This window comes from Moorena sp. SIO3I6, from assembly GCF_010672095.1.
The window spans coordinates 50,452-62,152 of the sequence record NZ_JAAHHU010000033.1; the positions used below are offsets into that span (position 1 = coordinate 50,452).

Here is an 11,701-nt window from a genome sequence, read left to right on the forward strand (position 1 = left end):
TTCCACTGCAGTTGCTCATCTCCCCATCTCCCCATTCCCCTCCTGGGAGGGGAATGGGGTGGGTCCCCATCTCCCCATCTCCCCATCTCCCCATCTCCCCACACTCCCTACTCCCTATTCCCTACTCCCTATTCCCTACTCCCTACTCCCTATTCCCTATTCCCCGCCCACAAGACCAGCATAGACCAGTTTCTCAACTGTCTGTACTAGCAACAGTGTTAACTATGGAAAAATCAGGTTTTATTGGTGTCAGCTTTAGGACTACTAATAAACTGACACTGTTTCCAATCACTCCAACTGTTATTTCTATTTTACTAGTAAATAAGAAACGTCGATGATTGGAGAAAACAAATGAAAAAAGCAATCTTATTCCTAGCTACAGCTGCTGCAATTACCGTCCCGACAACTGAGGCTTTTGCTCAGCATACTTTTCCTAGTGAGCGTTCCCACTGTCTAGCCACCCTAACTGCTAACAACCCCAATTCTCGGATCACCTTACGTTCTGGAGCAGGAACTAATTATAGAAGCTTGGGTTATGGTTTAGTGGGTGATAATGTCTACGTCCTGACAGCAACTCCTCCAGAGCCAGATTACAAAATAGACAGCTTTGGCTATGGTTGGCACAGAGTAGGTTTTCCAGTAAGTGGAGCCAAAGGATGGATTCGCGACGATTTACTCAAGGTCGAATGTGCTCCCATTAATGATTAAGTAGGTCTATAGGGAAAAAAGGTACCCTCAAGGGTACTGTGAAGCCAGAGTTAGATTTGACATTATATAAATGTATTGAAATTAATTAAAGCAAGAGGTAAACCCCATGGCTTACAAATACGATAAACCCTGTGTGTTCCAAGTTCCGATCAAATTAGAAGTACCCATTGTGCTCGACCTAGCTGTAGGTGCTAAGCGTAAGTGCTTTACTAAATATGAGGAAATGGAAATCGAAGAGAACGGAGCGGTTACTGAGCCAGCTGAACCCGTTAGCACTTAATCTCTTTAGCAATCTTTAACAGGAAGATCTGGGCATAAATTAATTCCTATATCTCCTCTCTATCCAGGGTAAGCGCATCTTGTTGGGTAACCGGGGGTAGTTCTCAATAAACCCGGCCTTGTCTTGATGCAGTCGCTCATGGGGGAAACCCCCTTTGGCGGCGCTGCATCGCTATTGTGCTTATTGACAATAAATTGCCTATATATAGTGTTCATTGAATTCAATAAAAACTATATATAGGAATAAAAAAATTAGATGTGTTTACCCTGTTCTAGCTGTAGGGATTATAAAAATAAAAGTACAAGAGCTGTTGTTCGTATGTTCTACTTGGAATATTCAGTTTTTGCTCACTTAGAGACAGTTCAAGTAGCTTGCCACTTGAATGTCAACCAAGCTAGAAAAATGCGTTACTTAATTACACTCAATCTACCGCCTCCTAACAATTCTTTGGAGTTCGTGAAGCAACTAGATGGAATCAAAGACTTAGAGATTGATGAAGATTATGGTCTAATTCTCATAAGTCCGAAGCGGGATTTGTATGTCATCCGTGTATCGGGTGACATGGATTCTCAAAAACTGATAGCAATACAACCGTTAGTCAAGGGAGTTCACGGTGATATAAAAATAGCTCCCACAGAATCTCAAGAAGAAGAGGATAAATAACATGCGTGTGTTAATTCAGATGCGATTTATGCCGGAACTCCGTGCTGCAATGACTGCCGAGAGTTTCACTATGACAACAGAGGCTGTTTCTATTGATGGCTTTTCACTGGATCAAAGTTATACACCTGTTTTGGTGCCTAATCGACAAAGACGAGAAGAGGTTGGAGTCACAGAAGTGGGACGACTATTTTCCTTTGATGCTCGCCCTGAAGTTTCCACTTATCTGTTAAGAGGTGAGGTGGCAGATGAGGCACTAGAGCCTTTAATAGCGGCAGTTGAACAAGACCCTAATGCGATTGGTGTGTTTTCAGATCCACGAATTAGTGCGATCGCTATTTGTCCAACTGCTTCAGTGGGAACCCATCGAAATGTGGAGAATTTACTGCAATTTCCACAACTTCAAGCAAAAGGAATGGATGGGTCTAACGTAATGGTGGCGATCGTTGATAGCGGAGTCAATCTATCCCATCTAAACAGTAAGGGTAAAACACCTCAATTCGATGGGAGCAAAAGCTGGACTCCAGTATCTGGACTTACCCCAGGTAATATGCCTGTCGGTCATGGAACAATGTGTGCCTTTGATGTCTGCATTGCTGCGCCAAACAGCACTCTTCTCGACTATGCCCTTCTCCGATCGCAGACACCAGGTGGCTCGCTAATGGATGGGTTTTTGAGTGATGCTGTCAAAGCTTTCAGTAACTTGCTGCAAATACTCTCAACAGCCCCAGAACCTAAACCAGCTTTGGTAGTTAATAATAGTTGGGCAATGTTTCATCCCTCTTGGGACTTTCCGGTGGGCCATCCTGGCAATTACAGTGATAATCCCAATCATCCCTTTAACATCATTGTTGAAAGTTTAGAGGATGCTGGTGCTGATATTCTTTTTGCTGCTGGTAATTGTGGTGCAGAATGTCCTGATGGAAGATGCCAAGGCGTTACTAACAGACCCATTTATGGTGCGAATTCTCATCCAAGTGTCCTTAGCATTGCTGGGGTGACAGTTAATAAAGAGCGAGTTGGCTATTCTAGTCAGGGACCAGGACATCTCGACTCTCAAAAACCCGATCTTTGTGCCTATACTCATTTTGTTGGCTCAGGAGTTTATCCAGCAGATATTGGCACTTCAGCAGCTTGTCCTGTTGCGGCTGGTGTTGTAGCATCGATTCGGACGAAGTATCCGCCTTCGGTTCTCTCTCCCGCTGAACTTCGTCAACTGTTGCGCCGAACTGCCGAAGATTTGGGTGTGGCAGGTTTTGACTACGATCATGGGTTTGGGCTGATCGATGTTCCAGCCATCCTCAATGCCCTAGAGCGGATAGAAATACCGGAATTACAAATAGGAGAGGCGGTTTCAGGGCATTTAAAGCAGACTGGCGATTCTAGCTTATATCGGGTGAGGGTCGGCACCTCATTGAGCCTTGAGCTAGATGGACCCGATGGTGTAGATTTCGATCTCTATGTCAGAAAGGCATTGCAGCCAACTATCAGTGAGTTCGACTATCGTGGGTATACCAGTTTACCTGACGAGAAAATTAGTATCCGACCTTCAGAACCAGGTGAATATTTTGTTATGGTTCGTTCTTTTCGTGGAGCAGGAGATTTTTCTCTGAAAGCTAGTGTGGAATCCATCTTGAACGTGTAGGTGTTTGAGTAACAACTGTACCTGAAGGGGCGACGAAACAGGCTGAAATACTTGGTATCTAACGCTATAGCATTTTTCAATTGGGTGAGGTACAAAGTTCTAGGTTTTAGGGAGTAGGTAGATTCTTATCATCCCTTGTGTCAAGCCTGATTGAGATGCTCTTACCTTGCCTCTATATCCTCCATTCTGACCTCAGGATGGAGGAGTTTTTATTTATTCGTTAAGCGATAATAATCCCCACCAATACCGAGGCTAAGTTATGCCATCTTATTATCAGCTGCTAAAAAGGTACCCTCAAGGGTACTGTCAAGCCAGGGTTAGATTTGACATTATATAAATGTGTTGATTGAAATTAATTACAGCAAGAGGTAAAACCCATGGCTTACAAATACCATAAACCCTGTGTGTTCCAAGTTCCCATCAAATTAGAAGTACCCATTGTGCTCGATCTAGCTGTAGGTGCTAAGCGTAAGTGCTTTACTAAATATGAGGAAATGGAAATCGAAGAGAACGGAGCGGCTACTGAGCCAGCTGAACCCGTTAGCACTTAGTCTGTTTAGGAATCTTTAACAGCTGGCTTTGAAATTTTGGGCATAAATTAATTCCTATCTCTCCTCTGTTTCCTCCCTCCTGAGCTCAGGATGGAGGAGTTTTATTGTAGAGCTTAACCTATAATCACCCCTAAGTTATGGGAGACTATCATCAGTTGAAAAAAGGTACCCTCAAGGGTACTGCCAAGCCAGGGTTAGATTTGACATTATATAAATGTGTTGATTGAAATTAATTACAGCAAGAGGTAAAACCCATGGCTTACAAATACCATAAACCCTGTGTGTTCCAAGTTCCGATCAAATTAGAAGTGCCCATTGTGCTCGATCTCGCTGTAGGTGCTAAGCGTAAGTGCTTTAGTAAATATGAGGAAATGGAAATCGAAGAGAACGGAGCGGCTACTGAGCCAGCTGAACCCGTTAGCACTTAATCTCTTTAGCAATCTTTAACAGGAAGATCTGGGCATAAATTAAGTCCTATCTCTCCTCTATATCCTCCATTCTGAACTCAGGATGGAGGAGTTTTTATGGTTAACCGATAATCACAGCTAAGTTAGGCTATCTTATTATCAGTCAAAAAAAGGTACCCTCAAGGGTACTGCCAAGCCAGAGGATTATTTGACATTATATAAATGTGTTGATTGAAATTAATTACAGCAAGAGGTAAAACCCATGGCTTACAAATACCATAAACCCTGTGTGTTCCAAGTTCCCATCAAATTAGAAGTACCCATTGTGCTCGATCTCGCTGTAGGTGCTAAGCGTAAGTGCTTTACTAAATATGAGGAAATGGAAATCGAAGAGAACGGAGCAGCTACTGAGCCAGCCGAACCCGTTAGCACTTAATCCCCTTAGGAATCTTTGACAGGAATTTTTAACGGCTGGCTTTGAATTAGTTCATAGAAATTAGTTCCTCGAATCCCCCTAGGCTTATCAAGTCAGGGGGTTTTTCTTAACCAGTCTCCTGCTGATAACCATAACATTTATATCAAGTCTGGTTGAATAGCCATAATTAAGGAGAGGGTGGGGAGGGTGGGAGGTCTGGGGAGATGGGGAGATGGGGAGATAGGGAGATTTTTATTAAGGGTAATTATCCTGACATGATATTACAAATAGAGCAGGACTCTACATAGGTAAAAGTGACCAGCTATCAAAAAGTTCATACTCATGAGGTACATAATTGTTTCCACTATCACCCCCTTTACCGCGCCCGAAATTACCACTCCAAAAACTTTTAAACCTAATCCCTGCTCCCTACTACCTGCTCCCTACTCCCTGCTCCCTACTCCCCCAAATTTTGTATCTCACTAAACTGAAACATGCTATAATAAACGTTAACTAAAAGGTACCCTTAAGGGTACCGCAACCTGTTAGTAAATTATGAGACCATTGGGAGAGATTAACACTACCTGCAAAACTACCTGATGGAGGGCAAATCATGCCTGACGAAAATATCCACGAATCCGCTTACAACTGTGAGTTTGAGATTCCGATCAATTTTTTAGTTCCCTTCTCATTCAAGCCCACATTTGCTCCACAAAAGTGTACCTTCCAACTTTGCAATCACCCTGGTGCTAGTGCCAGTCCACCACCCTATGGCTTGCGTCTTGATGGACTGCTCACTGGTAATCCCAGAGATATCTATACCTTTGATTTTGAGTACGAGGGGGCAGAAGTATTCCTCGACTACACCAGCACAGGTGAGATCCACATCTACGGAAAAGCCTTCGGTGGACAAAAAGAAGGGAAGAATTACAAAAAAGGGACAACTGACTACTGGGATATCGACTTTAGCTACAAGATTGTGGGACATAAAGACAACGATGCCTATGTCACGGAGAAAGCCTATGGCAAGTACAACATTGGCATGGGTAAGGGGACAATCAAGTCTAAGAAGTTCAAGTCCTTTGATTTAGTAGACTACTTCGGTAAACATCAATACTCCTTCCGGTTTGGTGATGATACGGAGCACCGGGGCTATAAAGGTATCTCTGGCTGGGGCTGGCTGAATCATAGTGGTGCCAAAGATGGTATCTATGAGCACCTAGATTACTCTGACTGGCTATTCGTTGCTAAAATTCCTAAACTATCCATGGCTAAATGGAAGATGATCTGCTGGAGTGGCTTAGCCAGTGGAGTCTGGTGTGAGGATGAGCCTAAGAAGTCCGATGATGATTAGGGATTAATTATAGCGCCGCGCGCACTGTGTGGAGATGGGGAGATGGGGAGATGGGGAGATGGGGAGTGTGGGAAGTGTGGGAAGTGTGGGGAGATGGGGAGATGAAGAGATGGGGAGATGGGGAGATCAGCAACTGGCTCCCCAAGACGGCGGTACCTTCCGACTCCCGACTCCCTACTCCCGACTCCCGACTCCCTACTCCCGACTCCCGACTCCCGACTCCCGACTCCCTACTCCCGACTCCCTACTCCCGACTCCCTACTCCCTACTCCCTACTCCCTACTCCCTAAAACCAATAATAACTAACCACTAATAAATTTCTTGATCTGTTCCAGTTTGTCTTTGTAGGGAGCATAGCGCAACTGCAAATCCAGCCAGAAGGACTTCTTCAGCACGCTTTTTTGGTGAGAAAAGGTATCAAAACCAGCTTTCCCATGATAAGCACCCATGCCACTATCACCAACCCCACCAAATGGTAGGGAAGGAACATTTAGATGCATAACTGTTTCATTCAAGCAAACACCACCAGCAGAGGTCTGTTGCAAAACCTGCTGTTGCTTTGCTTTGTCTCTGGAGAAAAAATATAGCGCTAATGGTTTTGGTCTTTGGTTAACTATCCCAATCGCTTCATCTAAATTACTGTATTCAATCACAGGTAGAATCGGACCAAAGATTTCCTCTTCCATCACTTTATCCTCTAAGGAAATATTGTCGATGACCGTGGGAGCAATATAGCGGTCTTCTGGATTAGTTTGTCCACCAATTATGATCTCACCATCCTTGAGTAAGGTACTTAAACGGTGATAATGCTTATCACTGATAATCCGAGCATAATCTGGACTTTTGGCGGGATCGTCTCCATAAAATTTATGGATACAGGCTTTGATTTGTTCGAGTAAATCAGATTTAATCTCCCGATTGACCAGCAGATAGTCTGGTGCAACGCAGGTTTGACCGGCATTGAGAAACTTACCCCAAACAATTCGTTTTGCTGTAGTCTCTATCGGCACATCTGTCTCCACAATGCAGGGACTTTTACCCCCCAACTCTAGGGTGACTGGGGTTAGGTGTTTGGCAGCAGCAGTCATGATAATCTTGCCAACTTGGGTGCTGCCGGTGAACAAGATATGGTCGAATTTTTCTGCTAACAGTTCCTGACTGGTTTCTACTCCCCCTTGCACTACAGCAATATAGCCAGGGTCAAAGTTTTTCTGGATAATCTCTGCGATCGCACCAGAGGTGTGAGGGGAGATTTCAGAGGGTTTGATCACGCAACAGTTTCCGGCTGCGATCGCACCCACTAAAGGAGCAATGGCTAGAGCAAATGGATAGTTCCAGGGACTGATAATCAGTACTACTCCCAAGGGTTCGGGATAAATTTGACCCGAGCCTGGAAAATTTGCCATTGAGACCGGGACTCTTTTGGGCTTGACCCAGGATTTAATATGCTTGAGGGTGTGATCAATTTCCTGCACCAGGATAATTTCGGTAGCATAAGATTCAAATTCCGCCTTGTGCAGGTCGGCTTTCAAGCCTTCTAAAATGGCAGCATCATTTTCTAAAATAACTTCCTTGAGGCGCTTGAGTTGGGCGATCCGGAATGCCACATCTTTGGTTTTACCGGTGCTGAAAAAATTGCGCTGCTGAGCCAAAATATCTTTGACTTGACTGGTTTGTAGTTCAAGCATCTTAAAATTTAACCCCTGAACGGAAAAAAAAAATCATTTTCTTCTGGTTCAAGGTTAGCAATTATTTGATAGGATAGTTTATTGCTAAATACTTGCAAGAGTTTAGCGTAGGGTGGGTTAGGCGGGGAGTACTTTAAAAGCTCACCTTTGAAGAGAGCTGTCCGCCGTAACCCACCAATATTAAGCAACTCATCGCTGTCTATACATTGACTGTATAAACAGCCTCTGAGTTCAGCTCCTTGAAAACATTCCTCAAAACAATCATTTGCCTGAAAACTCCCGATGCCACTAAAAATTTCAGCACTATTGAGCGGTAACAAACCATGGCATCGTCTGGGTTTGCCTGGTTGGACAGTCTCGGTAATTGCGATCGCACTCCTAATTTGCGCACCAGTCCTATTTGTGCTGGGCAGTATGTTCTCCGATTCTTCAGAAGTATGGACTCATTTAGTCTCCACTGTCTTAGGCAGTTACATTGTCAACTCCCTGTGGTTAATCCTAGGTGTAAGTAGTGGAGTCTTAATCCTTGGGGTTTCAACAGCATGGCTAGTAACCATGTGTCGCTTCTGGGGAAGCCGGGTGTTTGAATGGGCGCTACTACTGCCTCTGGCAGCACCAGCCTATTTACTTGCCTATACTTACACCAATATGCTGGACTTTTTTGGACCCGTACAGACCTGGCTGCGGCAGCTGTTTGGCTGGACTAGCGTGCAGGATTATTGGTTTCCCAATGTCCGGTCTCTGTGGGGTGCGATCGCAATGTTGTCTCTAGTGCTGTATCCCTACGTTTACCTCATCACCAGGGTAGCTTTCCTAGAGCAATCCGTGCGTACCCTAGAAGCTGCTCGTTCCCTCGGATGCACCCCTTGGCGTGGCTTCTTCACCGTGGCTCTACCCCTAGCCAGACCGGCGATCATGGCAGGTTTGGCCTTAGCACTGATGGAAACCCTCAGCGACTTTGGCACAGTAGAGTATTTCGGTGTCAGTACCTTCACTACAGGGATATATCGTACCTGGTTAGGAATGGGTGAGAGGTCAGCTGCTGCTCAACTAGCCGCCTGTTTGCTACTATTCATAATTGTTTTAATTCTACTAGAACGCTGGTCTCGTAAGCAATCTCGCTATTATGAGACTGGCAGTAGTTACCAACGAATCAAGCCATTTTCACTAACTGGGGGCCGAGGCATACTGGCGCTGTTAGCCTGTTTCCTTCCCATTGCTCTTGGATTTTTAGCACCCGCAGCATTTTTGCTGCACATGACCATTAAAAATGCCGAGGAAACCTTAGATGATAATTTTTGGCAGCTAGCTACAAATAGTTTACTATTAGCCATTACAACAGCTGCGATTGCCATGGTCTTAGCATTAGTCATGGCTTATGGGCAACGTCTAGTGCCCAAACTAGGGATGCGCTTAGCAGTACGCACTGCTGCCATGGGTTATGCTATCCCTGGTTCAGTGATTGCAGTTGGTGTCTTAATGCCCTTAGGTCAGTTGGATAATACCATTGACAGCTGGATGCGGGCAACCTTTGGCCTATCCACCGGTTTACTTTTTAGCGGCACCATCATTGCTTTAGTATACGCCTATCTTGTACGCTTCCTAGCAATTTCATTCAATACCGTTGAATCCAGCCTAGGTAAGATTAAGCCTAGTTTAGATGATGCCTCTCGCAGTCTCGGTTATGGACCTACGCTTACCCTAATTAAAGTTCACGCCCCATTAATGTGGGGAGGATTGTTGACAGCAGCGATGTTGGTGTTTGTGGATGTGATGAAAGAGTTACCAGCAACTCTGATCATGCGACCTTTTAATTTTGATACCCTGGCAGTAAGAGTTTACCAGTATGCCTCCGATGAACGATTAATACAGGCATCAGCACCAGCCTTAGCGATTGTTTTAGTAGGGATTATTCCAGTAATTTTATTGAGTTTAAAGATTGCTAAATCTCAGGGATAATAATGCAGAATGAAGAATTAAGAATGAAGAATGGAGAAGGCAGAATGAAGAATGGAGAATGGAGAAGGCAGAATGAAGAATGGAGAATGGAGAAGGCAGAATGAAGAATGGAGAATGAAGAAGGCAGAATTCTAAATTCTAAATTCTAAATTCTAAATTCTAAATTCTAAATTCTAAATTCTAAATTCTAAATTCTTAATTCTTAATTCTTCATGGTGTTGGATTCAAAAAAAAGGTAATAGGGAACAGAGAAAAGAGGAGTTTTTGCTTTCTGCGCGCTACTCCCCACTCCCTACTCCCTACTCCCTAATACGACAGTACTTCACCTAATTTACAACTGTTATACCCAACCAGCAATATCCATCAGTTGAACTGCTGTAGCACTATTAGGTCCATATTGGGAAACACTGGTTGGATCTTCCTTGAAGGGAAAACCAAAGCCCGCAAGTACCGGATCAATCGGTGTTCCAGGAACCACTGGATATTCGCTATTAGCTTGAGCAAAGAAGGTCTGAGCCGTAGGGCTGGTTAGATATTCTAAGAATTTGATAGCATTTCCTGGATTAGGAGCTGTTTTCACCAAGCCGCCACCACTGATATTAATGTGGGCACCCCGGTTTTGCTGATTTGGGAAAAATACACCAACTTTCTTGAATATCCCCTGCTTGGCAGGGTCATCGGATTTAATATAGCGAGGTAGATAATAAGTATTTGCGATCGCAATATCCGCAATCCCAGCAGCAACCGCTTCAATTTGGGCTCGATCATTACCCTGAGGCTTGCGAGCAAAGTTACCCACAAAGCTCTCGACCCATGATTTTACTGCTGGTACACCCAGGCTGGCAATCAGTGACGCAACCAGAGATTGATTATAGACGTTGCTTGATGAGCGGATAGCAATGCGACCTTGCCATTTGGGATCAGCCAGATTTTCGTAAGTTGACAGATCCGCAGGGTTGACTCTGTTTTTATTATACATAATCACCCGCGCTCGCTTAGTGAACCCAAACCAGTGATTTTGAGGGTGTCGCAGGTTAGCGGGAATCTTGGCGTTGAGTTCCGATGAATTAACCGGGGCAAAAATACCAGCCTGGTCAGCTTTCCACAGACGACCAGCGTCAACAGTGATTAAGACATCAGCTGGGCTATTCGCCCCCTCACTTTTAATCCGTTCTATTAATGGATTTGCTTTCCCCTCAATCAGATTCACTTCAATACCAGTGATGCGGGTGAAGTTGTCGTACAAGTCATCATCGGTCTTGTAGTGACGAGAGGAGTAGACATTGACTACCTCATTCTGGGCGGCTGCTCTACGAGGTTTACCCAGTTCACCCAAGGTGTAAGCCGCCATGGCTGTACCACCTGCTAGTAAGATATTTCTTCTATTGATGTTCATCAGCAACTACTACTTTCTCTCCTTAGGATTGTCGCTAAACTTATGCAGTAGGTATGGTAATCCAGCACCTGAGTTACCATACCTACTGCTATCGAAATAAATTATCGATTAGTTTGGGAATTTTGTAAACTACCTTAGACGGTCGAATGCCAGATAAATCCTTTCAATTACCTGATTTGACTATATACTTGACCCTATAGTAGATGATTAGGTCAGTGTGTAGAAGAGGAACTTTACTCATTATAATAGAATATTTTTAATGGCTTATCAGAAATTTATCCAAAAATTTTTCAGAGGAATAGAGCTGAAAGTTATAGCGCTGCACCCAGGAGGGAACTTCCGCCCTTAGGAAACAGGGACTGAAAAACCTTTTCAGATAAAGGGTTTAGCAATTCTTCGTGCCTGAAATTTGGCAACACCCTTACCAGCATTACTACAATTGATAAGATTTAGCGGCTACTGACTACTGAGCGAGTCGGGAGTCGGGAATCGGGAGTCGGGAGTCGGGAGTCGGGAGTCGGGAGTCGGGACGCTTATACAGCGGTTTGCAATTCAGTTAGGTACAAAGTTCTGGGTTTTTAGGGACTGAGGCCGTGGGCCACGCGGGGCGCGTTCGGAGCAGGGAAGAGGGAAGTCGG

General features: G+C 44.4%; 14 protein-coding genes. 12 read left to right on the forward strand and 2 right to left on the reverse strand.

Going from position 1 to position 11,701, the window contains the following annotated elements:
• Positions 1–53 precede the first annotated feature (53 nt).
• The 11 genes from F6K49_RS12420 (at position 54) to F6K49_RS12470 (ending at position 6,333) form a co-directional block, all read left to right on the forward strand.
• Positions 54–338 (forward strand): hypothetical protein, encoded by a 285-nt coding sequence (locus F6K49_RS12420; RefSeq protein ID WP_293068276.1) that lies wholly within the window; start codon positions 54–56, stop codon positions 336–338.
• Positions 339–351: 13 nt separating this feature from the next.
• Positions 352–708: an SH3 domain-containing protein gene (locus F6K49_RS12425; RefSeq protein WP_293019947.1), complete on the forward strand. Its 357-nt coding sequence runs from the start codon at positions 352–354 to the stop codon at positions 706–708.
• Positions 709–814: 106 nt separating this feature from the next.
• Complete coding sequence (locus tag F6K49_RS12430) at positions 815–988, forward strand: hypothetical protein (protein WP_293046518.1); 174 nt, start codon at positions 815–817, stop codon at positions 986–988.
• A 318-nt stretch (positions 989–1,306) separates the two neighbouring features.
• Entirely contained in the window at positions 1,307–1,651 is a 345-nt protein-coding gene (locus F6K49_RS12435; protein WP_293046521.1) for a hypothetical protein, read from the forward strand.
• A 1-nt stretch (position 1,652) separates the two neighbouring features.
• Positions 1,653–3,293: a S8 family serine peptidase gene (locus tag F6K49_RS12440; RefSeq protein WP_293068279.1), complete on the forward strand. Its 1,641-nt coding sequence runs from the start codon at positions 1,653–1,655 to the stop codon at positions 3,291–3,293.
• A gap of 377 nt (positions 3,294–3,670) precedes the next feature.
• Positions 3,671–3,844 (forward strand): hypothetical protein, encoded by a 174-nt coding sequence (locus F6K49_RS12445; RefSeq protein WP_293046527.1) that lies wholly within the window; start codon positions 3,671–3,673, stop codon positions 3,842–3,844.
• A 254-nt stretch (positions 3,845–4,098) separates the two neighbouring features.
• Entirely contained in the window at positions 4,099–4,272 is a 174-nt protein-coding gene (locus F6K49_RS12450; protein ID WP_293046529.1) for a hypothetical protein, read from the forward strand.
• Between the two features lie 241 nt (positions 4,273–4,513).
• Positions 4,514–4,687 carry a hypothetical protein gene (locus F6K49_RS12455; RefSeq protein ID WP_293046527.1) on the forward strand — a complete coding sequence of 58 codons (174 nt, stop codon included), beginning with the start codon at positions 4,514–4,516 and terminating at the stop codon, positions 4,685–4,687.
• 321 nt (positions 4,688–5,008) lie between these two features.
• Entirely contained in the window at positions 5,009–5,152 is a 144-nt protein-coding gene (locus tag F6K49_RS12460) for a hypothetical protein (protein ID WP_293096947.1), read from the forward strand.
• Positions 5,153–5,279: 127 nt separating this feature from the next.
• A complete protein-coding gene (locus tag F6K49_RS12465; protein ID WP_293046145.1) occupies positions 5,280–6,020 on the forward strand; it encodes a hypothetical protein in 741 nt (246 codons plus the stop codon).
• A gap of 58 nt (positions 6,021–6,078) precedes the next feature.
• Positions 6,079–6,333, forward strand: a complete 255-nt coding sequence (locus tag F6K49_RS12470; RefSeq protein ID WP_293096950.1) for a hypothetical protein — start codon at positions 6,079–6,081, stop codon at positions 6,331–6,333.
• On the opposite strand, the gene F6K49_RS12475 is transcribed toward F6K49_RS12470, so the two are convergent.
• Entirely contained in the window at positions 6,323–7,708 is a 1,386-nt protein-coding gene (locus tag F6K49_RS12475) for an aldehyde dehydrogenase (protein ID WP_293068285.1), read from the reverse strand. The two genes, F6K49_RS12470 and F6K49_RS12475, sit on opposite strands and share 11 nt — an antisense overlap.
• A 282-nt stretch (positions 7,709–7,990) precedes the next feature.
• On the opposite strand from F6K49_RS12475, the gene F6K49_RS12480 reads away from it, so the two are divergent.
• Positions 7,991–9,667 (forward strand): iron ABC transporter permease, encoded by a 1,677-nt coding sequence (locus F6K49_RS12480; RefSeq protein WP_293019928.1) that lies wholly within the window; start codon positions 7,991–7,993, stop codon positions 9,665–9,667.
• A 340-nt stretch (positions 9,668–10,007) separates the two neighbouring features.
• On the opposite strand, the gene F6K49_RS12485 is transcribed toward F6K49_RS12480, so the two are convergent.
• A complete protein-coding gene (locus F6K49_RS12485; RefSeq protein WP_293046137.1) occupies positions 10,008–11,063 on the reverse strand; it encodes a Fe(3+) ABC transporter substrate-binding protein in 1,056 nt (351 codons plus the stop codon).
• Between the last annotated feature and the right edge of the window lie 638 nt (positions 11,064–11,701).

Excerpts from the sequence above, each read along its gene's own strand:
- F6K49_RS12455 (WP_293046527.1), top strand. The coding sequence starts at position 4,514 with ATGGCTTACAAATACCATAAACCCTGTGTGTTCCAAGTTCCCATCAAA.
- F6K49_RS12480 (WP_293019928.1), top strand. The coding sequence starts at position 7,991 with ATGCCACTAAAAATTTCAGCACTATTGAGCGGTAACAAACCATGGCAT.
- F6K49_RS12430 (WP_293046518.1), top strand. The coding sequence starts at position 815 with ATGGCTTACAAATACGATAAACCCTGTGTGTTCCAAGTTCCGATCAAA.
- F6K49_RS12465 (WP_293046145.1), top strand. The coding sequence starts at position 5,280 with ATGCCTGACGAAAATATCCACGAATCCGCTTACAACTGTGAGTTTGAG.
- F6K49_RS12425 (WP_293019947.1), top strand. The coding sequence starts at position 352 with ATGAAAAAAGCAATCTTATTCCTAGCTACAGCTGCTGCAATTACCGTC.
- F6K49_RS12420 (WP_293068276.1), top strand. The coding sequence starts at position 54 with ATGGGGTGGGTCCCCATCTCCCCATCTCCCCATCTCCCCATCTCCCCA.
- F6K49_RS12475 (WP_293068285.1), bottom strand. The coding sequence starts at position 7,708 with ATGCTTGAACTACAAACCAGTCAAGTCAAAGATATTTTGGCTCAGCAG.
- F6K49_RS12460 (WP_293096947.1), top strand. The coding sequence starts at position 5,009 with ATGAGGTACATAATTGTTTCCACTATCACCCCCTTTACCGCGCCCGAA.
- F6K49_RS12485 (WP_293046137.1), bottom strand. The coding sequence starts at position 11,063 with ATGAACATCAATAGAAGAAATATCTTACTAGCAGGTGGTACAGCCATG.
- F6K49_RS12445 (WP_293046527.1), top strand. The coding sequence starts at position 3,671 with ATGGCTTACAAATACCATAAACCCTGTGTGTTCCAAGTTCCCATCAAA.
- F6K49_RS12470 (WP_293096950.1), top strand. The coding sequence starts at position 6,079 with ATGGGGAGTGTGGGAAGTGTGGGAAGTGTGGGGAGATGGGGAGATGAA.
- F6K49_RS12435 (WP_293046521.1), top strand. The coding sequence starts at position 1,307 with ATGTTCTACTTGGAATATTCAGTTTTTGCTCACTTAGAGACAGTTCAA.
- F6K49_RS12450 (WP_293046529.1), top strand. The coding sequence starts at position 4,099 with ATGGCTTACAAATACCATAAACCCTGTGTGTTCCAAGTTCCGATCAAA.
- F6K49_RS12440 (WP_293068279.1), top strand. The coding sequence starts at position 1,653 with ATGCGTGTGTTAATTCAGATGCGATTTATGCCGGAACTCCGTGCTGCA.